Source organism: Aeromonas sp. Y318-3, assembly GCF_027706185.1.
Taxonomy (GTDB): domain Bacteria; phylum Pseudomonadota; class Gammaproteobacteria; order Enterobacterales; family Aeromonadaceae; genus Aeromonas; species Aeromonas veronii.
This window is the reverse complement of record NZ_JAPDCN010000027.1, coordinates 1-23,456: the sequence shown is the minus strand read 5'-3', so window position 1 is coordinate 23,456 and position 23,456 is coordinate 1. Positions and strand designations below refer to the sequence as shown.

At 60.1% G+C, this 23,456-nt stretch carries 15 protein-coding genes and 1 pseudogene; 12 read left to right on the top strand and 4 right to left on the bottom strand.

Annotated features, from left to right (window positions below; genetic code table 11):
- Positions 1–26 precede the first annotated feature (26 nt).
- From OKB77_RS22790 to OKB77_RS22780, 3 genes are read left to right on the top strand one after another with little or no spacing between them, the layout of a single operon-like run.
- Positions 27–1,646 (top strand): AAA family ATPase, encoded by a 1,620-nt coding sequence (locus OKB77_RS22790; protein ID WP_234923785.1) that lies wholly within the window; start codon positions 27–29, stop codon positions 1,644–1,646.
- Positions 1,643–2,971 (top strand): McrC family protein, encoded by a 1,329-nt coding sequence (locus tag OKB77_RS22785; protein WP_270657422.1) that lies wholly within the window; start codon positions 1,643–1,645, stop codon positions 2,969–2,971. Before OKB77_RS22790 ends, OKB77_RS22785 begins: the two co-directional genes overlap by 4 nt.
- Positions 2,972–3,004: 33 nt before the next feature.
- Positions 3,005–6,103 (top strand): type I restriction endonuclease subunit R, encoded by a 3,099-nt coding sequence (locus tag OKB77_RS22780; protein ID WP_201976382.1) that lies wholly within the window; start codon positions 3,005–3,007, stop codon positions 6,101–6,103.
- Positions 6,104–6,157: 54 nt separating this feature from the next.
- Here OKB77_RS22780 and OKB77_RS22775 read toward each other — a convergent pair whose 3' ends face one another.
- Both OKB77_RS22775 and OKB77_RS22770 read right to left on the bottom strand, forming a co-directional pair.
- Entirely contained in the window at positions 6,158–6,442 is a 285-nt protein-coding gene (locus tag OKB77_RS22775) for a hypothetical protein (RefSeq protein WP_201976379.1), read from the bottom strand.
- A gap of 130 nt (positions 6,443–6,572) precedes the next feature.
- The gene (locus OKB77_RS22770; RefSeq protein WP_234923784.1) at positions 6,573–6,800 is read right to left on the bottom strand and encodes a DUF3283 family protein; all 228 of its coding nucleotides are present in this window, start codon (positions 6,798–6,800) and stop codon (positions 6,573–6,575) included.
- A gap of 115 nt (positions 6,801–6,915) precedes the next feature.
- Between OKB77_RS22770 and umuD the strand changes: the two genes are divergently transcribed.
- The 6 genes and pseudogenes from umuD to OKB77_RS22740 all read left to right on the top strand — a co-directional run bounded on the left by umuD (position 6,916) and on the right by OKB77_RS22740 (position 13,218).
- Positions 6,916–7,359 (top strand): translesion error-prone DNA polymerase V autoproteolytic subunit, encoded by a 444-nt coding sequence (umuD, locus tag OKB77_RS22765; RefSeq protein WP_077097232.1) that lies wholly within the window; start codon positions 6,916–6,918, stop codon positions 7,357–7,359.
- Positions 7,340–7,657: pseudogene (locus OKB77_RS22760) on the top strand (Y-family DNA polymerase); the annotation flags it as partial. The gene umuD and the pseudogene OKB77_RS22760, both read left to right, overlap by 20 nt.
- 67 nt (positions 7,658–7,724) lie before the next feature.
- Positions 7,725–9,014, top strand: a complete 1,290-nt coding sequence (locus OKB77_RS22755; RefSeq protein ID WP_034039555.1) for a site-specific integrase — start codon at positions 7,725–7,727, stop codon at positions 9,012–9,014.
- Entirely contained in the window at positions 9,007–10,737 is a 1,731-nt protein-coding gene (locus OKB77_RS22750; RefSeq protein ID WP_034039553.1) for a site-specific integrase, read from the top strand. The genes OKB77_RS22755 and OKB77_RS22750 overlap by 8 nt, the downstream gene beginning before the upstream one ends.
- The gene (locus OKB77_RS22745; protein WP_034039551.1) at positions 10,734–12,773 is read left to right on the top strand and encodes a hypothetical protein; all 2,040 of its coding nucleotides are present in this window, start codon (positions 10,734–10,736) and stop codon (positions 12,771–12,773) included. Before OKB77_RS22750 ends, OKB77_RS22745 begins: the two co-directional genes overlap by 4 nt.
- Complete coding sequence (locus OKB77_RS22740; protein WP_270818559.1) at positions 12,754–13,218, top strand: hypothetical protein; 465 nt, start codon at positions 12,754–12,756, stop codon at positions 13,216–13,218. The genes OKB77_RS22745 and OKB77_RS22740 overlap by 20 nt, the downstream gene beginning before the upstream one ends.
- Before the next feature lie 67 nt (positions 13,219–13,285).
- Here OKB77_RS22740 and OKB77_RS22735 read toward each other — a convergent pair whose 3' ends face one another.
- The gene (locus tag OKB77_RS22735; RefSeq protein WP_058131653.1) at positions 13,286–15,976 is read right to left on the bottom strand and encodes an AAA family ATPase; all 2,691 of its coding nucleotides are present in this window, start codon (positions 15,974–15,976) and stop codon (positions 13,286–13,288) included.
- Between the two features lie 440 nt (positions 15,977–16,416).
- On the bottom strand, positions 16,417–16,974 hold the full coding sequence (locus OKB77_RS22730; RefSeq protein ID WP_090519109.1) for a TetR/AcrR family transcriptional regulator: 558 nt from the start codon (positions 16,972–16,974) through the stop codon (positions 16,417–16,419).
- A gap of 179 nt (positions 16,975–17,153) precedes the next feature.
- Here OKB77_RS22730 and OKB77_RS22725 point away from each other — a divergent pair, with 179 nt between their 5' ends.
- The 3 genes from OKB77_RS22725 to OKB77_RS22715 are packed head-to-tail and all read left to right on the top strand — an operon-like array spanning position 17,154 to position 22,905.
- Complete coding sequence (locus OKB77_RS22725; protein WP_088903431.1) at positions 17,154–18,317, top strand: multidrug efflux RND transporter periplasmic adaptor subunit TMexC2; 1,164 nt, start codon at positions 17,154–17,156, stop codon at positions 18,315–18,317.
- A 15-nt stretch (positions 18,318–18,332) separates the two neighbouring features.
- Complete coding sequence (gene tmexD, locus OKB77_RS22720) at positions 18,333–21,467, top strand: multidrug efflux RND transporter permease subunit TMexD (protein WP_101618153.1); 3,135 nt, start codon at positions 18,333–18,335, stop codon at positions 21,465–21,467.
- A 4-nt stretch (positions 21,468–21,471) separates the two neighbouring features.
- Complete coding sequence (locus OKB77_RS22715; protein WP_088903432.1) at positions 21,472–22,905, top strand: multidrug efflux transporter outer membrane subunit TOprJ2; 1,434 nt, start codon at positions 21,472–21,474, stop codon at positions 22,903–22,905.
- The last annotated feature ends 551 nt before the right edge of the window (positions 22,906–23,456 follow it).

The window sequence follows — 23,456 nt, the reverse complement described above, 5'->3', positions numbered from 1 at the left end:
CATCCGCATCGCAGCAGGACGCTCCCATGCCACAACTTGCACCATCCCCACTCAACCAGATCCTCTATGGTCCCCCCGGCACCGGCAAGACCTACCACACTATCAACAAGGCGCTGGCTATTCTCGACCCCGAGTGTCTGGCACAACACGACGATGATGTGAGCCCAGAGGCCCGCAAGGCGCTTAAAGCGCGCTTTGATGAGCTGGTCAAGGAGGGACGTATCGACTTTGTGACCTTCCACCAGAGCTTCAGTTATGAAGACTTTGTGGAGGGGATCCGTGCCGAAAGTGATCCAGATAATGGCCAACTGACTTATGACGTGGTTGATGGCGTCTTCAAGCGCATGTGTGACGCGGTGGCCGCCAAAGTCACGCGCAGCGACAGCCATGAGGCGATGACGCTGGAGGGGCGCCGGGTCTGGAAGATGTCGCTTGGCAATACTCAGGGCGATGATGCCCATATCTTTGACGACTGCATTGAGCAGGGTCTTATCCGGTTGGGCTATGGCAGCTCTCACGACTACAGCGAGTGTAAGACACGCAGCGACGTTCAGCGCGTGTTGGAGCAGTCGGTGGGCAAGATAGACAACGCCTATGACTACACCGTGACCAGCGTGATGACGCTGGTGAACCGGATGAAGATTGGCGACCTCGTGGTGGTCACCGACGGCAACTTCAAGTTCCGCGCTATCGGCGAGATTACCGGTGATTATCGTAGTGACGTGCACTACGAGGGTGATGACAGCTACGCGCAGGTCAGGCCGGTCAAGTGGCTATGCCAGTTCAGCCCCTCGCTCCCATGCGGTGAGCTGATCAACGGCCGCTTTAGCCAGATGACGCTCTATGAGTTGAAGGCACCGACCTTGATCCCGGAGAAGCTGCTTGCTCTGGTCAATGCCACAGCATCACAAGTTGGGTCGCAGAGTGAACCTGGCGTCACGCCATCGAACAAACGCGTATTGATCATCGACGAGATCAACCGGGGCAACGTTTCGCGCATCTTCGGTGAGTTGATCACCCTGATAGAGCCAAGCAAGCGAGCTGGGGCAAGCGAGGCGCTGACCACTACTCTGCCTTACTCCAAGCGCCCCTTTAGCGTACCGGACAACCTCTACCTTATCGGCACCATGAACACCGCTGACCGCTCCTTGGCCGGACTCGATATTGCACTGCGTCGCCGCTTTGTGTTTGAGGAGATGCCGCCCAGGGCCGAGCTGCTTGATGGCGTGGTCATCGAGGAAGAGGGGCACAAGGTAGACGTAGGCCGCTTGCTCCATATGCTGAACCAGCGTATCGAGGTGCTGTTGGACCGCGACCATTGCCTCGGTCATGCCTACTTTATGCCGCTCAAAGCGGCTGCCAAGCCAACCTTGGCGCAGTTGGGATACATCTTCCAGCATCAGATCCTGCCGCTATTGCAGGAGTACTTCTTTGAGGACTGGCAGCGCATCGCCTGGGTGCTCAATGATCATCGCAAGAGCAAGGCTGAGGCGATGTTCCTCACGCCTCCCAAACTCGATATCAAGACCCTGCTTGGTGATATAGCGGTTGGGGGACAACGCCAACGTTGGAGCATCAATGAGAAGGCGTTTAGGCGTATTGAGGCCTATGTCTTGACCATCGAGGGTGACAAGGGGGCGCAGTGAAGGCTCCCATCACGGTTCGTGAGTATGGTCGGCTAACTGTTAGAGATAACGCTGTTAATACGCTGGCGCTTGCCCATATAGACCGGGTTGATTTCGATTGGCTATGTCAGTTGAGCCAGCGCTACAAGGTAAGTCATGCACCCGCTCTTGCGCAGGTGGAAGATAGCCGAACCTTGCAACTGGACAACTACGTGGGGGTGATAGAGACCCCCACCGGGCAGGTGATCGAGATCCTGCCCAAGACCGCCAATGAGGATGACCCACTCGAGGATGGTCGTGAGTTGATCCGTCGGATGCTGGAGCGAGCCCTGGATCTGCCACCCCGTGAAACGGCGGAGGCGTCGCTGGAACGCTTTGATATGCCGCTCAACGAGTGGGTTATCGCGCGCTTTCTGGCCGAACTCGATCAGCTGGTCAAACGCGGCGTGCGCAGTGACTATCAGCGTCTTGAGGCGACAGAGCCGTTCTTGCGTGGTCAGCTGGATGTCGCCCGGCAGATGCGCCAGCCACCGGGCCGGGGCCACCACTTTGCGTTACGTTACGACCTCTTCTTGCCCGACCGGGCCGAGAACCGGCTGCTCAAGCGGGCGCTGGAGACCGTCGCCAATGCGACTCAGCACCCGGACAACTGGCGGTTGGCACAGGAGCTGCGCCACTTGCTGGTGGATGTGCCTGCCAGCCGCGATGTGGAAGGGGACTTCAGACTGTGGCGACATGACCGCTTGATGGCTCACTATCAAGGTGTTCGGCCGTGGTGTGAGCTCATCCTCTATCGTGCCATGCCGAGTGCCCTGAATGGTGAGTGGCGCGGCATCAGCCTGCTGTTCCCCATGGAGAAGCTGTTCGAGCGCTATGTAGAGTCGTGCCTGCGTGAACAGCTGTTGCCCGATGCCAAGTTGGAGCGGCAAGTAAAGAGTCAGTACCTATGTTCTCACCAAGGCAAGGAGATGTTCCAGTTACAGCCGGACCTCTTGTTGCAGCACGGCAACAAGCGTTGGGTGATGGATGTGAAGTGGAAGCGGCTCGATAGCAGCGACCGTGACGGCAAGTACGGCATCAGCCAGGGTGACCTCTACCAACTGTTTGCCTACGGCCACAAGTACCTGACCGAGCAGGATGATGGTCATCTGGTATTGATTTATCCATCATGGAGCCAGCTCAAAGTTCCACTCGAACCTTTTTGTTATGATGCCCGCCTGACGTTGTGGGTCTTGCCGTTTGACTTGGCTGCCAGTTCGTCCCACCGGCTGATATTGCCTTGCCAGCCGAGGGCGGATTCTGCGTGCGAACTGCGCTTGCCACTGAGACCCGCCGAGCCCGCCTGACGGGCGTTTCTCCTTGTTGATGAGTGATGGTGCATGACCGAAGATCAGTTGGAACAAGAGGTGCTGGGGTGGTTGGCCGAGGTGGGCTATCGCGTGGTGTGTGGCTACGACGTTGCCCCCGATTCTGATAACCCGTGGCGTGAGCAGTTCCAGCAAGTGCTGCTGCGCGAGCGCTTGCGGGAGGCGATTGCCCGGCTCAACCCCTCCGTGCCGCTGGTGGCGCGTGAAGATGCGCTGACCCAAGTGGTCAACCTCGATACCCCAGCGCTGCTGTCGGCCAACCGGGCATTTCACCGCTTGCTGGTGAATGGAGTGCCAGTCCAGTACCAGCGCGATGGCGAAACGGTGGGGGACTTTGTCCGCCTCGTTGACTTCGAGCAGCCCACCGCCAACGAGTGGCTCGCCATCAACCAGTTCTCTATCAAGGGGCCCAAACACACCCGCCGCCCCGACATCATCCTCTTCATCAACGGGCTGCCGCTGGTGGTGCTGGAGCTCAAGAACCCGGCCGACGTGCATGCCGACATCTGGAAGGCATTCGACCAACTGCAGACCTACAAGGAGCAGATCCCCGACCTGTTCCAGTACAACGAGATCATGATTGCCTCCGATGGTAGCGAGGCGCGGATGGGATCGCTGTCTGCGGATGCCGAACGCTTTATGCAGTGGCGCACTGTGGATGGGGTCAACCTCGACCCCTACGGCGAGTTTGGCGAGCTGGAGACCATGGTGCGCGGCATTCTGACCCCGGCCATGTTGCTCGATTACCTGCGCTTCTTCGTGCTGTTTGAAGATGATGGCCGGTTGGTCAAGAAGATCGCCGGTTACCATCAGTTCCATGCAGTCAGGGCGGCCATCGAGCAGGTGGTGCTCGCATCGCGTCCAGACGGCAGCCACAAGGGCGGGGTGGTGTGGCATACCCAGGGCAGTGGCAAGAGCATCACCATGACCTGCTTTGCGGCCCGGGTGATGCGAGACGCCGCGATGGAGAACCCGACCATCGTCGTCATCACTGACCGCAATGACCTTGATGGCCAGCTGTTCGGGGTCTTCTCACTCTCGCAAGATCTGCTGCGCGAGGAGCCGGTGCAAGTGAGTACGCGAGGTGACCTGCGTGACAAGCTTGGCAACAGGCCCTCCGGTGGCATCGTGTTCACGACCATCCAGAAGTTCATGCCCGGCGAGGATGAGGACACGTTCCCTGTGCTCAGCGACCGCGCCAACATCGTGGTCATCGCGGATGAAGCACATCGAACCCAGTACGGTTTCAGCGCCTCGCTCAAAGCGCCAGGCAAGGTTGCAGAAGGGGCTGCGCGCTATCAGGTCGGGTATGCACAGCACTTGCGCGACGCGCTGCCCAACGCGACGTTCGTGGCCTTTACCGGTACGCCCGTATCAGCGGAAGACCGCGACACTCGCGCCGTCTTTGGCGACTACATCCACGTCTACGACATGCAGCAGGCCAAGGACGATGGTGCCACGGTTGCCATCTACTACGAGTCACGCTTGGCCAAGTTGTCACTTAATAACGAAGAGCTTCCCCACATCGACGACGAAGTGGATGAGTTGGCCGAGGATGAGGAAGAGAGCGAGCAGGCCAAGCTTAAGTCACGGTGGGCAGCCTTGGAGAAGGTGGTTGGCAGCAAGCCAAGAATTGAGCGGGTTGCCGCCGATCTGGTGGCCCACTTCGAAGAGCGCAATCAGGCGCAGCATGGCAAGGCCATGGTGGTCGCCATGAGCCGCGAGATTTGCGTGCACTTGTATGATGCCATCGTGGCCCTGCGCCCCGACTGGCATGACCCGGACCCCGACAAGGGGGCCATCAAGATCGTGATGACCGGTAGCGCTTCTGACAAGGCATTGCTGCGGCCCCACATCCATGCCACCCAAGTGAAGAAACGGCTGGAGAAGCGGTTCAAAGACCCGAGTGACCCGCTCAAGCTGGTCATCGTGCGTGATATGTGGCTGACCGGCTTCGATGCGCCCTGCGTGCATACCCTCTATGTGGACAAGCCGATGAAGGGCCACAACCTGATGCAGGCGATTGCACGGGTGAACCGGGTGTTCAAGGACAAGCAAGGCGGGCTGGTGGTCGATTACATCGGGATCGCCAACGAGCTCAAGAGCGCCATCAAGGAGTACACCGCCAGCAAAGGACGGGGCAAGCCGACCGTCGATGCCCATGAGGCCTACGCGGTGTTGGAGGAGAAACTCGATATCCTGCGCGCCCTGCTGCATGGCTTTGATTACAGCGACTACCTCACCGGTGGCCACAAGCTGCTCGCCGGGGCCGCCAACTTTATTCTTGGCCTTGAGGATGGCAAGAAGCGCTTTGCCGACAACGCGCTGGCGATGAGCAAGGCGTTCACGCTCTGCTGCACCCTTGACGAGGCCAAGGCAGTGCGGGAAGAAGTGGCCTTCTTGCAGGCGGTCAAAGTGTTGTTGACCAAGAAGGCGATCTCCCAAAAGAAGAAAACCGACGAAGAGCGCGACTTGGCCATTCGCCAGATCATCGGCAATGCGGTGGTATCGGGCGATGTGGTCGATGTGTTTGAAGCGGTGGGGCTCGACAAGCCCAATATCGGCCTGCTCGATGATGAGTTTCTGGCCGAGGTGCGCAACCTGCCGGAGCGCAATCTTGCGGTGGAGTTGCTGGAGCGACTGCTGGAGGGGGAGATCAAGTCGAAGTTCGCGACCAACCTCTCCCAGGAGAAGAAGTTCTCGGAGATGCTGACCAAGGTGATCGCACGCTATCAGAACCGCTCCATCGAAACCGCACAGGTGATCGAGGAGCTGATCGACATGGCCAAGAAGTTTGCCGCCGTAAGCAAGCGGGGGCAGGCCTTGGGCCTTAACGATGACGAGCTCGCCTTCTATGATGCGTTGGCCAACAACGAGGCGTCAGTGCGTGAGCTGGGGGACGAGATACTGGCCAAGATAGCCCATGAGCTGACAGCCAACCTGCGCCGTAGCGTGACCGTGGATTGGAGCAGCCGCGAAAGCGTGCGCGCCAAACTGCGGCTGATGGTCAAGCGCATCCTGCGCAAGTACAAGTACCCGCCAGACCAGCAGGAAGAGGCTGCTCAGCTGGTTCTGGCGCAGGCAGAGAGCTTGTGTGAGGTGTGGTGTTGAGTGGGGGAGGCGCGAGCCTCCCTCACCTTATCTATCAAGATGTGTAGATATGGCTTACTTCAGTATGACGCTGCCTGAAGGTATCTGGTTGGCCTCTTCGAGGCTCAGGTAGCGTGGGCCTTGTACGCTGGCCAGTGACTTGAATAACCACGGATGCGGCTTTAGCCAAGCTTTGGTGTCTTCGTAAACGTCTCCACCGACCACGAAGTAACGACCATCACACCCGTCATCGTGTAGTTCATTGGCATCAGGTGCCGAGAGTTTCAGCTGGCAGCCTTCGATGACAACCACGACTTGAGACTTGTAAACCCCAATGACGGTGGAGATTTTGTTGGCCATATCACTTGAAACCCGCCAAGCGCTAATGGCGCCCTTGTAAGCACCTCGGCTGGAGTAGGTCTCTACCAAGTTGGCTACCAATGCCGTCACAATACGTACCTCGTTAAGTTGTTTGGAATGCGGTTTGTTGCTAGTGACCTGCATAGCCACCGATGAACGTGTTGATAGGGTCAGCGCGACTTGAAGTAGGCGACCTTTTCAAGGAAGTAGCGACCCAGTTCACCTTGATGTTGGTTCGCTTCGCTTTCTGCGTGGCCAAGTGACCGTTGCGCTCCTTCCATACCGCATATGCGGCGGCCTTCTCGACCTCGACCCGTTCTTGCTGCTCTTTCGGTAGGGCACACAGATTGTGACTCATACTGACATCTTTGTTATTTGTTGGCGCCATGGTACGCCATCACTGGCATGCGGGACTTGCGCTGGTTCAAAGGTGGTGCGCTATAATGGCTGTATATAAATACAGGTGTTTTGCCATGAAGCTGTTAACCCCAGACCCATCACCCGCCGAGGTGACCATCCCGCTGTTCTTGCACCGCGCCTCTTGTGGCTTTCCCAGCCCAGCCAGCGACTATCTGGAAGGGAAGTTGGACCTTAACACCCACTGCGTGTCGCACCCTGCAGCAACCTTCTATCTGCGTGCCGAGGGGGAGAGCATGACCGGGGTCGGCATCTTTCCCGGTGACTTGCTGGTGGTCGATAAGAGCCTCACCCCTCGCCATGGTGATGTGGTGATTGCACAACTCGATGGCGGCTTCACGGTAAAGACCTTGCAGCTCAAGCCGAGGTTGCGGCTGCTGCCAGCCAATCCGGCGTTCGCGCCTATCGACCCTTGTATGAGTCTCTCCCTGGAGTTGTTCGGAGTGGTCACCCATGTGATTGGCAATCTGAGGCAGCGTGATGGCTATAGCGCTCGTTGATGTAAACAACTTCTACGCCAGCTGTGAGCGGCTGTTTCGCCCTGAGCTGCGTGGCCGCCCGATCGTGGTGCTCTCCAACAACGATGGATGCGTGGTGTCGCGCAGCCCCGAAGCCAAGGCGATGGGTATCAAGATGGCTGGGCCCTACTTCAAGATCCGCGAGCAGTTCGAGGCGCATGGCGGTGTGGCGTTCAGCTCCAACTACGCGCTCTATGGAGACATGTCTGGCAGGGTGATGAGCACGTTGGAGACCATGGCCCCCGAGCTGGAGGTCTACTCCATCGATAAGAGTAAGTTGTATAGTGCGGACGCCTAAGCTATTGAGTTCTATCTATGGACATTGTTAAGCGTCCCAGGGGCGTTGAATGGCGACGCTAGAGCGCATTCATTTCGTGCCCCATTACCTCGTGCGCAGAGAGAACGCCGTCGCATACTCCCCCAGTAGCAGCCGGCCATCCATTGAGGGCTTGCCCCAAATCTTTTGGGCAGACTATGCACCTTGGAGGGAGGCAAACCTGTGGGCAGTGGAGCGAGCAACGACTGGTGACGCTTCTCTTAAGACCGTTGCCAGTAACATGAATGGCCTTCTCAATTACGCTAAATTTCTTGAATCTCGTGATTTGCAGTGGTTCGAGTTTCCCGCTCGCAAAGCTGACCGCTGCCTGGTGCTATACCGAGGGGCGTTGATCAAGATGCGCGATGCCGGCCAGATCGGCCCATCCACGGCGTCTGAGTACATGCGCAATTGCATCATGTTCTATCGGTGGGTAAGGCATAGGGAGCTTCTTTCTCCACACGTCCAGCTGTGGCGGGAAAAACCCTACGTCGTTAAATACTTCGACCGGGTGGGGTTCGAGCGAACGATCAGCGGAACCACCACCGACCTCAGCATCCCGAACCGTAAGCGCCCAGGCCAAACGCTTGAAGATGGGCTGTTGCCAGTCTCGGAGACCGATCGCGATGCAATTCTGGATTTCGCCGCAGAGAACGCCACGCCCGAGCTCTACCTCATGTTGGCCCTTGGATTTTTTACCGGGATGCGGCTCGGCAGCATCTGTGATCTCAAGATTCAGTCTCTGGAGCGCGCCGCCCCCGACCCTTCCGCTGAAGGGCTTCTACGCCTTGCAGTTGGTCCAGGCGCAGCTCCGCCAGTGCACACGAAATTCGGTGTGACTGGCCAGGTCTGGATACCCGAAGCGTTGCGTGATGAATTGCTGGAATATGCCAAAGGCTGGCGGAGGATGGAACGAGAGGCGAAAGCCTCGCCCGAGAATCGTGATTTGCTGTTCTTGACCCGCTTTGGTAACGCCTATGGCAGGCGCGGCACCGATCAGTCATCTGCTGTGAATGTTGAGATGTCCGAGTTTCGAAAACGGGGCGTCAAAGCAGAACTACAGGTGCTCCGTAAATTCCGCTTCCATCAGTCGCGCTGCACCTTCGGTACCGAATTGGCACGTCTGGCGCTATCGGCTTGTGCCGATGTCGCTATTGTAATTGCGACGGTCAGCGACGCGTTGCTCCATGGGCCTAACTCTGAAGCCACCACCTTCAAATACATCCGATTCGTACAGGCACTGCCGATCAAACAAGCCCTCTCAAATAGCTTCATGGCGGCATTTAGCGGGATCGGCGCTGGGGCGCGGCACGATGGATAGTTCCGAATTCGACCTCACTTTCCCGATGCTTGAGTATGGGGCCACTGAAACGCCCTGGGACCTCCGGCCGCTGCTGTTTCGCGGAGGTGCAGCAGCAAAGGTGAAGCATGTGGGCCGCCAGATCGCGCAGGGCGAACTCGGCAGTCCCTTGCCGGAACGTTTCGAGCTGGTGACGCAGCTGCATGAGCACATGACTGACGACCTTGCTGGTGGCGGAAGTCGCTTCTCGGTGCAGAACAAGATCAGTGCATTGCGCCGATTCTTTGCCTGGATCGATTCAGAAAACGTGAATCTCAGTCTCGAGACGGCGGCCGACACGTTCATTCGTTGGACCGATCACTTGCTCCAGCGTCATCGAGTCGAACGCAATTTCAGCGATGGGTCCCTGTACGATCTCACCAGGCTCACGGCGACGATGCTGGACCGAGCATTGGACCGCCAAGCAAGCCTGAGCAAGAGCACACGTATTCGCAAGCCGCGCGGCAAAGGCAAGGTACATACGAGCAAAGCGGACAAGCAGAATCTGCAAAACACCTTCGCATTCGGACACCTTCTAGCTGACGTATGCGAGGCATTGACCTGGAGGGGGACAATGGCCCCCCTCCCAGTTTGTATTTCGTTACGCACCGGCCAAGTGCTGGAACTATGGTCGGGATTGCAGAGCCCCGAGAAAGTAGCGGCCCGCCGTACCAGGCCGCAAAACCAAGCGCAAATCGAAGCATCCCTGGCGGCGCGTGCCGCCCACGATGCAGATCGGACACTGCGGACCCGTTTCCCCATCGTCAATTTACGGATCGAGAGTGAATTGCTGATGTTCATCGCCCAGACCGGTCTGAACCTCCAGCAAGCACATACCCTGCGGGTTGAGCAGTTTCATTACACCAGCCACATAGACGGCTACCAGGTACGTACCTACAAAAATCGACGGGAAGGAGAAGTGCTATTCGAGATCTTTGCCAGTTATCGAGAGTGGTTCGAGCGCTATCTCGAATGGCGTTCCGAATGGTTTCCCAATGAGCCGGATGGTTTGCTCTTTCCGCTTATACGTAGCGGGGGACGAATCCTAGAAGAGGCGACGCAGTTCACGAACGTTACGCGCATCTGCCGCGAGCTTGGCATACCGATAGTGAGACCGCGAAAACTGCGCGGGACGCGCATCAACTGGTTGCTTCGGGAGTCCCAGAATCCCCAACAGGTTGCGGAGTTGGCCCAGCATACGGTGCAAACGCTGATACGCGTATATGCCGACCCCCATCCGCAGATCGCTATGGTGGAAATTACGCGCTTCCATCAGCAAACCGATCCGTCCCTTTCACCTCCTGCTCCTGGTAGATGTGTATCGGCCACACCTGAACCAGTGGGCACGATGCCGAAGAATGGTCCGCGACCCGACTGCATCAATGCTGCCGGTTGCCTGTTCTGTACCCAGCACCGGGATATCGAAAGTGAGGATCATGTGTGGTCTCTCGGTAGCTTGCGCCACCTCAAATCGCTTGAACTGGCACGCTACCGCCCATCCAGTTCGGGTAAGCACCTGACGACAGAGCATCCGGCCCTGCTGGTGATCGATCGGCTGACGGCCAAACTGCGCTTCTTCGAAGAAAGTAGCGAGGTCCGCAGGCTTTGGGTCGAAGAAGCCAGAGCGCGCATAAGTGAAGGTGACTACCACCCGGCCTGGGATGGCTTCATCCGATTGGCAGAACTGCGACAAAGATCAGCATGACGAAAAATATTCTTTCCGAACTTGGCCTCGGCATCGACTCGCCCCTAGCGATTCCTGATGCGCCGAACTACCGTCCGCCGTGCTGGCCACCGCAGCGTGATTGGCCGGTCATCATAGATGCCGCTGGCCAGGTGGTGAGCCGTTGGGGCGATGCCATTTGGCGGCTCGACCCATGGGCGGGAAAACGGCTCACTCTCAATTTCGGCGATGGCCCAGCTAAGAAATATGTCGCCGCGATCGATCCTGCGAACGCCGATTTATTGCGGACCGTAATCGGCTGGTGGCTATACGGCCCCAATGGAGCCCGTGGATACCGAGGCCTGAAAACGCGCTTCGACCAGATGCGTCGGCTGTTCGTCTTGTGCACTCAAGAAGGCATTCTCGCATCCGAACTGAGTCATTTTCCGCGCGTTGCCGACCGTCTCCCGGAGGTGCTCCAGGCTTCCCGGTCCGGTGAGTTCTTGGCATTGCTGCACGAACTGTACGAGCGGCGGGATGCGCTGGGGTTCACCTTGTTGGATCGCGCAGGGTTGGCACGCCTCGCAGCGGCCATGCCCGACCACCAGAAGCTCCAGACCCCCTATATCCCGCCCCGCATTTGGCACTATCAAATCACACGCTTGCGCGAATGCCTGGATGACTTTTTGGCGCATCGAGGCCAAGTCGAGGAGTGCTTCCGCTTCTGTCTGGCTGCCTATCGGCACAACTCTGCCAGTCTCCAAGGACAACGCAGGCCACAATCGTTCTATCCGTTTCAGTGGCCGTCGGATGGATCAAACGGAAAGTGGACTGGGCGGCAGTACTACGGCCCATTCATCGACACCGCGCATCGGTTTGGCATGGTGGAACTATTTCGTCGCTGGCTGGGAGTGAGCGACGACGAAATTCGCATTCAAACTCTGAGTCGCTACCTCAACCTCGTGAGTCGATCTGGACTGTGCTATCTGCTGAACTTCAGCCTCATGCGAGTCGAAGAGGCTTGGAACCTGCGCGCCGATTGCTTGCACATAGAACGTGATCCGCAGTTTGGCGACATCCATGTATTGTGCGGACGAACGACCAAGACGATGTCGGATTCTGAGGCACTTTGGGTGACGTCCCCGTCAGCTCAGGTGGCAGTTGAAGCCATGCGTGTGGTCGCAGACCTCCGCGCAGAATGCGACTCTCCCCCCGGCGAGGCCTCGGTGCCGGATGATCCGGCCAAGCGCTATCTGCTTGATTATTGCCTTGAACCGTGGGGAACGAAGTTCACCAAGATCAACCGCACGATTCGGCCATCGATTCCGAGCTATGCCCATGTGCTTCAGTGGTTCGACAAGCTGTTCGACCGTGAGCAATTGCGCATTACGCCGGAAGATTTCGAATTGGCTCGGTTGGTGACGCCGACGCTGACCGACGAGTTTGCGGTCGGCAAAATCTGGCCGTTGGCCTGGCATCAACTCCGACGAACCGGCGCAGTGAATATGCAGGCATCCGGGCTGGTCAGCGACGCTTCATTGCAGTTTCAGCTAAAGCACGTCGCCAGAGCGATGAGTCTCTACTACGGGCAAAACCATTCCAGGGTACGGCTGGAAGAGAAGGCCCATACCTACTACGTCCGCACCATGTACGAAACTTTGGGTAGGCAGCTGCAACAGCTGACGAGCAACCGATTCGTCAGCCCCCACGGCGAGAAGCGAAAATCTGAGATTGTCCGCCTAATCTCAGCCTCTGATGCTAAGAAAGCGATCAATCTGGCTAAGAAGGGGACGGTCACTCATCGACCGATTTTGCTGGGCATCTGCACGAGCCGTACCCCCTGTCCCTATGGGGGCATCGACAATATCGCTCGCTGCGGAGGGGGCGACTCCCCCGGAGAAACCAAACCATGTGCGGACGTTCTCTATGACCCCGAGCAACTCGACGAAGTCGAAGTGTTGGAGGCGGTATTGGATGAGCGCCTGGCCGCTGCCGAGGTAGACAGTCCGCTAAGGACTTCGTTGGAAGCCCAGAAACGTAGTGTGGAGAATTATCGCCATGTCATCCGGCAAACATGAATCCGCTGACCCGGCTAAGCGAATGAGTGCCGGCGAGCAGTATCGCGCAGCGTTCGAGCGGCTGAAGAGCAACAAGCCCGAACGACTGCCGAAGGGGACGCCCGTAAGTCAGAACAACGTTGCCAAGGAGGCCGGCAGCGACCCCTCTGCACTGAAAAAAGCTCGTTTCCCCCTACTGATCGCTGAGATCCAAAAGTACGTGGAAGGACACGCTGAGCAACGTCCGCCATCAGTGCGCCAAGTCAGCTTATTAGCCCGCAGAAAAAATCGTGGACTTCGAGAACGGATCGAGGAAATCACGCAGCAGCGTGACCACATAGCCAGCCTACTCAGTGAGGCCGACGCCACCATTCTTGAGCTGTACGACCGTATTGCGGACTTGGAGCGCCAACTGCCGGCCTCCAATGTGCTTCCTCTTGATCCGCGAGGCCACAAAAAACTTTGAAACGGAGAGCTCGCAATATTCGAAAGAAACACAGCCATGCCCGACCAGCCCGGCATGAAACGTCGGGCTAGCCGCCGAAGAGCTTCTTGCGTTGCGCGGTCCGCTCCCGGCGTAGATTCTCGTAGGCAGTTCGGCGTTTAGTCGCGTTTTTGATTAATTCCAGGACCTGGGCGATATCGCCGAGCAACTCCTCACGCGCGGGAAGCGGTAGTTGGCGCTCGCCTGGGGTGTCGTGGGCCTCGGTAGCTTCGCAGGCCCGCGCATACACTGCCAGCAACTGCTCCCACTCCTCTGCGGGGTGGCCAATGACAGCACCAAATGCTTCTACGCTCACCACATCGCTGAACGGCTGGACGGTATTGTTCAAAAAAACCTCGCGTATGGCGCGCTCGACAGTGCCTCGGAGGCTTGAGTATCCCGATGCGATTTGCCGCTCAAGCTCATCATCCGGGTCGCTGCCGACCGGAACGTTCAGTGCTTTCGCACGACTTTCGAGATCGGCCAGGCGGGCCTTGGTGTCCATCGTCGTCCACGTCAGCCCCTCGCTCACTAGTCCCGGCGACTCGTCCCAACCGATGGTCTTGTAGCTGGCCGAGCGATCAGCGCGCTGAAGCGCCATCGCGAGCTCGGTCAGGAACACCGCATCATGGGTGAACACCAGCACTTGGCGGGTCTCAGCCAGCGCTACCAAACGCCGAGCTATGGCCCGACGATATACGTGATCCAGCGACGTAGACGGATCGTCGAAAATAACGGTCGAAGTATGTGGCAGGGATTCGAGCTCGGCGAGGAACATAGCCATCCCCAACGCGCGCTGCTCGCCCTCTGACAGCACCTTGGAGGCTTTCGCCGTGATTTCCTGCAGGCGCAGCGTGACCTTGGTCACCCCCAGCTCTGTGCGCCCGCTCAGGTCGGGTTGCACCCGTCGCTTATAGCCCAGGGCTTTCAACTCAGCATTCATAGAAGCGGCCAGAGCCTCGGTCACATGCGTCGCCGCCAGGGACGTCAGTTTGCGTGACACTGCCGCTGGGTTGAGGGCGGCATGGCAGCGGCTCAATGTGGCATGGACCTGACTGTCCTGAACAAAGCGCTCCACCGCGCCAAGCTGGTTGGCGAGGCGTTGTCGGGCTTCTAGCTCTGCCAGTTCTTGGGTCAGCGCCAAGCGTAGAGCGGGATCGGCAGAGGTCCGCAGGGTATTGGCGTCGACTCGGAGCGAAGCAGCTTTGGCGGCGAAGAGACTATCGAGGTTTGCTTCGATAGGAAGCGGTTCTGACTCGGGGGACCAGTTTCCAGTTTGCAGGGCTTGGCTAACCCAAGTATGCCGGGCGGTCCAGACCGATGCCGCTGCGGTGATGGCAGCGTGTAGGTCGGGCAGTCGCTCCTCCACGTCAGCCCGTGTTGGCACATCCAGAACGTTTAGATCGACAGCCTGCACCTTCCCTAGAGCGTTCATGCGCGCAAGCGTGGCGGCTTGCGCATCCGCCGTGGCGCTGTCGGCGACAAATGCCGCGAAACGCCGCATGCGCTCCGAGGCATCCGTTGAATAAGGTTGCTGGCAGAGTACGCAGTAAGCGTCCGGTTCCAGGTGCGGGAAGGGATGTTCAGGGTATGCCGTCTGCTGAGAGAAAGCCTCAGCGGCTCGGTACATCGTTTGCCAGAGTTCAGCTCCTGTGCCTTCCAGCAGCGTGGCGGTGGGTGAGGACGTTACCGGCAACTCCATGGCGTTCAGTGTGTCTCGATCCTGAAGACGCGCTTGCGCCAGTTGCATGGCGAGATGCGCGGTTTTTTCCGTTGTAATCAGTTCCTTTGCCCGTGCTATGGCACGATCATTCACCCAGCGCTGGACTTCCTCGGCTCGACGCTGCGCCTGGTCCAAGCGTGTCGCCAAACGTTCCAAGGCCAGCGCCTGCGGCACAGGATCGCTTTCCAGTAATGTCCGCTTCAGAAACTCCAGTCGCCGGAGTTCATCGTCACCGACCGTCCCTAATCGAGCAAGCACGGCGCGGTCCGAGTCCCCACCTAATTTGGCGATGTAGCGGCCGACTTCGGTGTCACCCTTCAGCGGTTCGAATTGCCGGGTATCCAGAGCCAAGGCATTGCGTTCGGTCCCAATCCGTGCCTGTAAATCACGCTGAAGTAGGACCAGGCGCGTCAGATGAGTGAGTCCGTAGGGCTGAAATGCAGGGGTCCCTTCCGCGTCGATGTAGTCATTGGCACAGGCCGCGTCGTAGACCGAGACCGAACTCAAATGCAAATGGGCCGGCCCGTTCTGGACCCAACGTGCGGTTTCCGGAGTGCCATCCACCAAAATGGCGAAATCTGCTGATGGCAGTCTAGCTGGGGTTGCCGCCCCAAAAGCGTCGGGCAGGACCTCCACCCGATGCCGAGCGTTGCAGGCATTCTTGAAGACGCGGGCGTAGCCGGATTTGCCGGCGCCGTTATGACCAAAGAAAATGGTCATGCCCTCCGGTGCGAGGTCAAAGGCACGACCGGACGGGAAGCCGTTTACCTGGTCTAGCCCCGAGACACCCACCAACCGCACGGTTGCGCCACTTCCGGCGCCTGGTACGTCGTCCAGCGTGAATGGCCGTGCTCCCCCCGTGGTTGCGTCTTCCCGTTCTTGCTCGCGAACCATTCGCAGAATGGTCTCGATGTCATCTTGGGTTAGTTCGGCCCGGGCAAATATCCGGCGCAGTGCTTCCTGCTGCCAGGGTCTGAGTCCGCCGGCCCACCCAATAATCTCGTCCAACAATGGCATATCCGTCTCCTTTCCAGATCCGCCGATTAAAGGCCGCGCCCAGTTGGATGGCAAGTGGCCAGCGCCTTCGAGGTGCTTCGCCGTGTTCCGTTTGCCTGCCTTCCTGACCGCCACCCTAGTGGCTTGTCCGGTCGTGACGCTACACGGGCAGAATTTCTGCATGCTGGCCAGTATCAAGCCGCTCTAAAGTCCGCTACCGGAAAGCGCTGTTTAGCGGTGAGAGACGGGGAAAGTGCGGAAGCTACTACCGACGCAAGCGATGTGGTGAGCAGTCCTCAGGTATGTGCGAAATTGCACTCCTCTTGACCACCAATTTGGGTTGGCGTTGACCACGGATTGCGTTCAACTTGACCAGGGCGTGTCACTGTCACGACCGTCAGAGAACGGCCAAAAACGGACACCGCCAACCCGTTGGAAAAAAAACTGAGCGTTGCTTTCCGTTAAGTTTGGTAGTTGCAAGCCCCGTTCAGGAAGAATTGCTCGATCAACGCCGCCATACCTGCGCGTGCGATACGGCCGCGGCGCTCGGCGTCTACCAGGCCGAAGATCAAGGAGGAGAAGATTTCGGTAAGCGCCGGGGCACCGATATCGATACGGAATACGCCCAGTTTTTGCCCGCGGAGAAAGAACTCGTCCAGCGTTTCCGAGTAAGGCAGCCATCGGCAGCCGCCTGCATCTAAATCAAACGTGTCCGGGCGCCACTGGAATGAGAGGAATACCAACAACTCCCTGTGAATCAAATGGCCTTCGATCAGACGATGCAATGCGTCCAAGGGCGCCGCCTCAAGATCGGCATCGGCAATGACCCTATAAATAACCACCGAACCATGATTCAGAAGCATCTCGATCAGGTTGTCGCGGGTGCCGCAAAACCTGTTGAGCGTCGCCTTGCTGACCCCCGCTGCCTGGGCTATTTCTTTGAACGTGGCTCGCGGGTGGTCAACGATGGCGATCGCCAGGGCCTTCAGCAATTTCTCATCGGCAGCAGTTAAATCCATCGGTCACTCTTTATCTATCGCGGGCAGATGCGGGTATTTTGCCTAGAACACTCATTTTTCTCAAAGAGGATACTAGCTTTGTTCACACCAAAATCAAATGAGTCAATATTGACTTATTTGATTTTTGCGTGGATCATGCGCGGCTTCGACTACGTACTGGCTTCGCGCTTGGGTGAGATATGAACAAATTCCGCGAATGGATCACTTTTTCCGTGATCTCCTATTTGATCGCCGTGACCCTGGTTGGCTGCGACAAGCCCGAAGAGCAACGGGAAGAGGCGCCAGCGCGTGAAGTCGATGTGCTCAGCGTGAAGACCGAGCCCTTCACAGTGTTCGCCGAGCTACCAGGGCGCATCGAGCCGGTGCGTGTCGCCGAGGTGCGCGCGCGGGTGGCGGGGATCGTGCTCAAGCGCACCTTCGAGGAAGGGGCCGACGTGAAGGCCGGTGACGTGCTGTTCCAGATCGACCCTGCGCCGTTCAAGGCGGCCCTGTCGCGGGCGGAAGGTGAACTGGCTCGCGCCGAGGCGCAGCTGTTCCAGGCTCAGGCGATGGTTCGCCGTTACGAACCACTGGTGAAGATCGACGCCGTCAGCCAGCAGGATTTCGACAACGCCATGGCCGCTCTGCAGAGCGCCCAGGCCGACAAGCGCTCGGCCCAGGCCAATGTCGAAACTGCCCGCCTGGACCTGGGTTATGCCGAGGTTCGCGCCCCCATCGCCGGGCGTATCGGTCGCGCCCAGGTCACCGAAGGGGCTCTGGTAGGCCAGGGCGAAGCCACGCTGCTGGCACGTATCCAGCAACTCGATCCGGTGTACGCCGACTTCACCCAGCCTGCTGCCGATGCCCTGCGCCTGCGCGCGGCAATCGCCGAGGGCAAGGTTGCCGGTGCGAGCGACCAGCCGCTGTCGCTGCGTGTCGACGGTACCGATATCGAGCGCAAGGGCACGCTGCTGTTCACCGATATCTCGGTGGATCGCAGCACCGGGCAGATCGCCCTGCGAGGCCAGTTCGACAACCCCGAGGGCGTGCTGCTGCCGGGTATGTACGTGCGTGTGCGCACACCGCAAGGGCTCGACCAGAACGCCATCCTGGTGCCGCAACGTGCCGTGCAGCGTTCGGCTGACGGCCAGGCCAGCGTGATGCTGCTGGGGGAGGGCGATACCGTCGAGGCGCGCCAGGTCACCACCGGTGCCATGCAGGGCTCGCGCTGGCAAATCAGCGAGGGCCTGCAGGTCGGCGACAAGGTGATCACCAGCTCGCTGGCGGCTATCCGTCCGGGCGCCAAGGTCATCCCCCGCGAGCAAGATGCCGCCGAAGCCGCTCCACAGTCCCAGGTGCAGTAAGCCGGAGAACCTCTCATGTCCCTGTTTTTCATCCGGCGCCCCAATTTCGCCTGGGTAGTCGCCCTGTTCATCTCGCTGGGTGGCCTGCTGGCCATCCCGTTCCTGCCGGTGGCGCAGTACCCCAACGTGGCGCCGCCGCAGATCACCGTGACCGCCACCTATCCCGGCGCTTCGGCGCAGGAGCTCACCGACTCGGTGACCAGCGTCATCGAGGAAGAACTCAACGGCGCCAAGAACCTGCTGTACTTCGAGTCCACCAGCAACGCCAACGGCATCGCCGAGATCACCGTCACCTTCCAGCCAGGGACCGACCCCGAACTGGCCCAGGTTGACGTGCAGAACCGTCTGAAGAAGGCCGAGGCACGCATGCCGCAGGCCGTGCTGACGCTCGGCATCCAGACCGAGCAGGCCACCGCCGGCTTCCTGCTGATCTATGCGCTGAGCTACACCGATGGCGACAAGGACGCCAACGTCACGGCGCTGGCCGATTACGCCGCGCGCAACATCAACAACGAAATCCGTCGCGTGAACGGCGTCGGCAAGCTGCAGTTCTTCGCCTCCGAGGCGGCCATGCGCGTGTGGATCGATCCGCAGAAGCTGGTCGGCTACGGCCTATCCATCGATGACGTGAACAACGCCATCCGCGCGCAGAACGTGCAGGTGCCGGCCGGTGCCTTCGGCAGCACGCCGGGTTCCAGCGAGCAGGAGCTGACGGCGACCCTGGCGGTCAAGGGTACCCTGGACAACCCGCAGGAATTCGCCGCCATCGTGCTGCGTGCCAACCAGGACGGCTCGCGCCTGACCCTGGGCGACGTGGCGCGCATCGAGGTCGGCAGCCAGGACTACAACTTCGGCTCGCGCCAGGACGGCAAGCCCGCCGTTGCCGCCGCCGTGCAGCTGTCGCCCGGTGCCAACGCGATCCAGACCGCCGAGGCGGTCAAGCAGCGTCTGACCGAGCTGTCGGCCAACTTCCCGGACAACGTCGAGTTCTCCGTGGCGTACGACACCTCGCGCTTCGTCGACGTGGCGATCGACAAGGTCATCATGACCCTCATCGAGGCCATGGTGCTGGTGTTCCTGGTGATGTTCCTGTTCCTGCAGAACGTGCGCTACACCCTGATCCCGTCCATCGTCGTGCCGGTGTGTCTGCTCGGTACGCTGACCTTCATGTACCTGCTTGGCTTCTCGGTGAACATGATGACCATGTTCGGCATGGTGCTGGCCATCGGCATCCTGGTGGACGACGCCATCGTGGTGGTGGAGAACGTCGAGCGGATCATGGCCGAGGAAGGCCTGGCGCCGGTGCCGGCGACCATCAAGGCGATGGGGCAGGTGTCCGGGGCGATCATCGGTATCACCCTGGTGCTGTCGGCGGTGTTCCTGCCGCTGGCCTTCATGGCCGGCTCGGTGGGGGTGATCTACCAGCAGTTCTCGCTGTCGCTGGCGGTGTCGATCCTGTTCTCGGGCTTCCTCGCGCTGACCTTCACCCCGGCGCTGTGCGCCACGCTGCTCAAACCGATCCCCGAAGGCCATCACGAGAAGACCGGTTTCTTCGGCTGGTTCAACCGCAAGTTCACCGCCCTGACCGGCCGCTACACCAAACTCAACGGCAAGCTGGTGCCGCGCGCCGGGCGGGTGATGTTCATCTACCTGGGCGTGGTGGTGCTGATGGGTTTCTTCTACCTGCGCCTGCCGGAATCCTTCGTGCCGGTGGAAGACCAGGGCTACATGATCGTCGACATCCAGTTGCCGCCAGGCGCCACCCGTGAGCGCACCTCGGCCACGGGTGAGGAGCTGGAAGAGTTTCTGATGGCCCGCGAGGCCGTGCAGACGTCCTTCCTGGTCCTCGGCTTCAGCTTCTCCGGCATGGGTGAGAACGCGGCCATTGCCTTCCCGCTGCTCAAGGACTGGTCCGAGCGAGATTCTTCGCAGTCGCCGGAAGCCGAGTCGGCTGCGGTCAACCAGCACTTCGCCAACCTCGATGACGGCGCGATCATGGCGGTGCCGCCACCGCCGGTCGAAGGCCTGGGCAACTCGGGTGGTTTCGCCCTGCGCCTGCAGGACCGCGCCGGCCTTGGCCGCGATGCCCTGTTGGCAGCGCGCGATGAAGTGCTGGGCAAGGTCAACGGCAATCCGAAGTTCCTCTACGCCATGATGGAAGGTCTGGCCGAGGCGCCGCAGCTGCGCCTGGTGATCGACCGTGAGCAGGCGCGCACGCTGGGAGTCAGCTTCGAAGCGATCAGCAGCGCGCTGTCCACTGCGTTCGGCTCGTCGGTGATCAACGACTTCGCCAACGCCGGCCGCCAGCAGCGCGTGGTGGTACAGGCCGAACAGGCCGAGCGCATGACACCGGAAAGCGTCCTGCGCCTGCATGTGCCCAACGACAGCGGCAGCCTGGTACCGCTGAGTGCTTTCGTCACCACGAGCTGGGAAGAAGGCCCGGTGCAGGTCGCGCGTTACAACGGTTACCCGTCGATCCGCATTGCCGGTGACGCCGCGCCCGGCGTGAGCACTGGCGAGGCGATGCTCGAACTGGAGCGCATCGCTGCCGAGCTGCCCGAAGGTATCGGTTACGAGTGGACCGGGCTGTCGTATCAGGAGCGGGTCGCCAGCGGGCAGGCGACGATGCTGTTCGCCCTGGCCATCACCGTGGTGTTCCTGCTGCTGGTGGCGCTCTACGAGAGCTGGGCGATCCCGCTGACGGTGATGCTGATCGTGCCGGTCGGCGCACTCGGCGCGGTACTGGCGGTGACTGCTATCGGCCTGCCCAACGACGTGTACTTCAAGGTCGGCCTGATCACCGTGATCGGCCTGGCGGCGAAGAACGCCATTCTCATCGTCGAGTTCGCCAAGGACCTGTGGGAAGACGGCTACTCGCTGCGCGATGCTGCTGTCGAAGCCGCGCGCCTGCGTTTCCGCCCGATCATCATGACCTCCATGGCGTTCATGCTCGGCGTGGTGCCGCTGGCCATCGCCACTGGCGCCGGCGCTGCGAGCCAGCGCGCACTGGGCACCGGGGTGCTGGGCGGGATGCTCAGCGCGACCATGCTCGGGGTGATCTTCGTGCCGATCTTCTTCGTCTGGGTGCTGTCGCTGCTGCGCACCAAACCTCAGCAAACCGACAACCATCCCCTGCATAAAGCGGAGTAATGCGATGACCTCTCACTTCATGCTCCGTCGCGCTCTGCTGCCCCTGGCCATCGCCGCCCTGGCGGGTTGTTCGCTGGCCCCGACCTACGAGCGCCCGCAGGCACCGGTCGCGTCGCACTGGCAAGCCGCCGACGCGGAGGGCACCCGTGCCCAGGCGCTGGACTGGCAGACCTTCATCGTCGATGCCGACTTGCGCCGCGCGGTGGATACGGCGCTGAGCAACAACCGCAGCCTGCGCCAGGCGCTGCTGGATATCGAAGCTGCGCGTGCCCAGTACCGCATCCAGCGTGCTGATCGCCTGCCTTCGATCAACGCCAATGCCAGCGGCAACCGCCAGCGCCTGCCTGCCGATCTGTCGCAGACCGGGCGCTCGGAAGTGACCAGCAACTATCAGGTCGGCCTCGGCCTCGCGGAGTACGAAGTCGACCTGTTCGGCCGCGTGCGCAACCTCTCCGAGGCCGCGCTGGAGACCTACCTGGCGACCGAGGAGGCGACCCGTGCCACGCAGATCAGCCTGGTTGCCGAGGTCATCCAGGCCTACCTGACCCGCGATGGTGCGCTACGCCGCATGGCCCTGGTCGAACAAACCCTGGACAGCCGCATGGCCTCGCTGGAGCTGGTCAGCCAGCGCCGTGCAGCGGGGGCCGCCACCGCCCTGGATTACCAGGAAGCGGTCGGCCTTGCCGAACAGGCTAGGGCCGAGCGCGAGAGCACCGAACGCCAGTTACGCCAGGCGGACAACGCCCTGGTCCTGTTGCTCGGCACGCCAGATGCCGCTCGCCTGCTGCCCGCGACGCCCCGCGACGACCTGATGGTGCTGCAGGACATCGCCCCCGGCACCAGCTCGGAACTGATCGAACGGCGCCCGGACATTCTCGCCAGCGAGCACCGCCTCAAGGCGCGCAATGCCGATATCGGTGCAGCTCGCGCCGCGTTCTTTCCCCGGATCAGCCTGACCGGTTCGGTGGGCAGCTCCAGTGCCGAGTTGTCCGGATTGTTCGATGGCGGCTCGCGGGCCTGGAGCTTTGCCCCGACGCTGTCGCTGCCGATCTTCGCCGGTGGCCGCAACCGCGCCAACCTGGACCTCGCCGAAGTGCGCCAGGACGCGGCGGTGGCCGACTACGAAGGCACCATCCAGACCGCCTTCCGCGAAGTGGCCGATGCCCTGGCCGCCACCGACACCCTGCGCCGCGAGGAGGCTGCCCGCCAGGCTCTGGCCGGTTCCAGCGAGGCTGCGATGGCCCTGGCTAAGGCGCGTTACGAGGGCGGCGTGGACGACTACCTGCGTTATCTTGACGCCCAGCGCAGCACCTTTAGCAACCAGACCACACTAATTCAAATCAGCACGGAACGGCAGATTGCGCTGGTTGACCTGTTCAGGTCTCTGGGCGGTGGCTGGGGCCAAACTGAACCGATGGCCGGGATCGGCGCTGAGTGAGCAAAGCCAGGAGTCCTGCATCCGAAGACCGGACTCTGGCTCCATCACCGGTGAGCTACTGGTCATCGACGGGGCAATCGTCTGATCGAGAATAAGACTGTCTGACGACTGGCAGGCCTATGGATTATTGGTGGCAGCAGCTAACGGCTCTATAAAGAGCTGCAAAAAATCACTGTAACGCATGATTGACTGACTGCTTCTGGCCGGTTTCTGCCTGTTGCGTCTCTGCTGCCCACTGGCCAAGTCGGATGCACGCGGTGGTCAGTACCAATGCAATTGACTGGTCAAATGGGTGCAATTGCGCAGGTATGGACTTCAAGCCCCAATTTCCTGGAAAAGAGGTTCTTTCTATGGACATCCGACATCAGAGATTGAGTAGCGGAATGTCTGAGCTGAAGTCATGTCCATGGCTGTTCTTCTTTCCTTTACGTTGATGAAGCATTCCTGTCACTGTCGGAGTCGTTTGCCGGGGACCTGACAGCCTATGGACAACAGATCCGGCAGCGAGTGTGGCAGTGGACCGGCCTAACGGTAGGGGTTGGGATCGGCCC

Coding starts and splice junctions, on each gene's coding strand:
- OKB77_RS22725 (WP_088903431.1), top strand. CDS start 17,154: ATGAACAAATTCCGCGAATGGATCACTTTTTCCGTGATCTCCTATTTG.
- umuD (WP_077097232.1), top strand. CDS start 6,916: ATGAAGCTGTTAACCCCAGACCCATCACCCGCCGAGGTGACCATCCCG.
- OKB77_RS22735 (WP_058131653.1), bottom strand. CDS start 15,976: ATGCCATTGTTGGACGAGATTATTGGGTGGGCCGGCGGACTCAGACCC.
- OKB77_RS22790 (WP_234923785.1), top strand. CDS start 27: ATGCCACAACTTGCACCATCCCCACTCAACCAGATCCTCTATGGTCCC.
- OKB77_RS22745 (WP_034039551.1), top strand. CDS start 10,734: ATGACGAAAAATATTCTTTCCGAACTTGGCCTCGGCATCGACTCGCCC.
- OKB77_RS22775 (WP_201976379.1), bottom strand. CDS start 6,442: ATGGCCAACAAAATCTCCACCGTCATTGGGGTTTACAAGTCTCAAGTC.
- OKB77_RS22730 (WP_090519109.1), bottom strand. CDS start 16,974: ATGGATTTAACTGCTGCCGATGAGAAATTGCTGAAGGCCCTGGCGATC.
- OKB77_RS22755 (WP_034039555.1), top strand. CDS start 7,725: ATGGCGACGCTAGAGCGCATTCATTTCGTGCCCCATTACCTCGTGCGC.
- OKB77_RS22740 (WP_270818559.1), top strand. CDS start 12,754: ATGTCATCCGGCAAACATGAATCCGCTGACCCGGCTAAGCGAATGAGT.
- OKB77_RS22715 (WP_088903432.1), top strand. CDS start 21,472: ATGACCTCTCACTTCATGCTCCGTCGCGCTCTGCTGCCCCTGGCCATC.
- OKB77_RS22750 (WP_034039553.1), top strand. CDS start 9,007: ATGGATAGTTCCGAATTCGACCTCACTTTCCCGATGCTTGAGTATGGG.
- OKB77_RS22770 (WP_234923784.1), bottom strand. CDS start 6,800: ATGAGTCACAATCTGTGTGCCCTACCGAAAGAGCAGCAAGAACGGGTC.
- tmexD (WP_101618153.1), top strand. CDS start 18,333: ATGTCCCTGTTTTTCATCCGGCGCCCCAATTTCGCCTGGGTAGTCGCC.
- OKB77_RS22780 (WP_201976382.1), top strand. CDS start 3,005: ATGACCGAAGATCAGTTGGAACAAGAGGTGCTGGGGTGGTTGGCCGAG.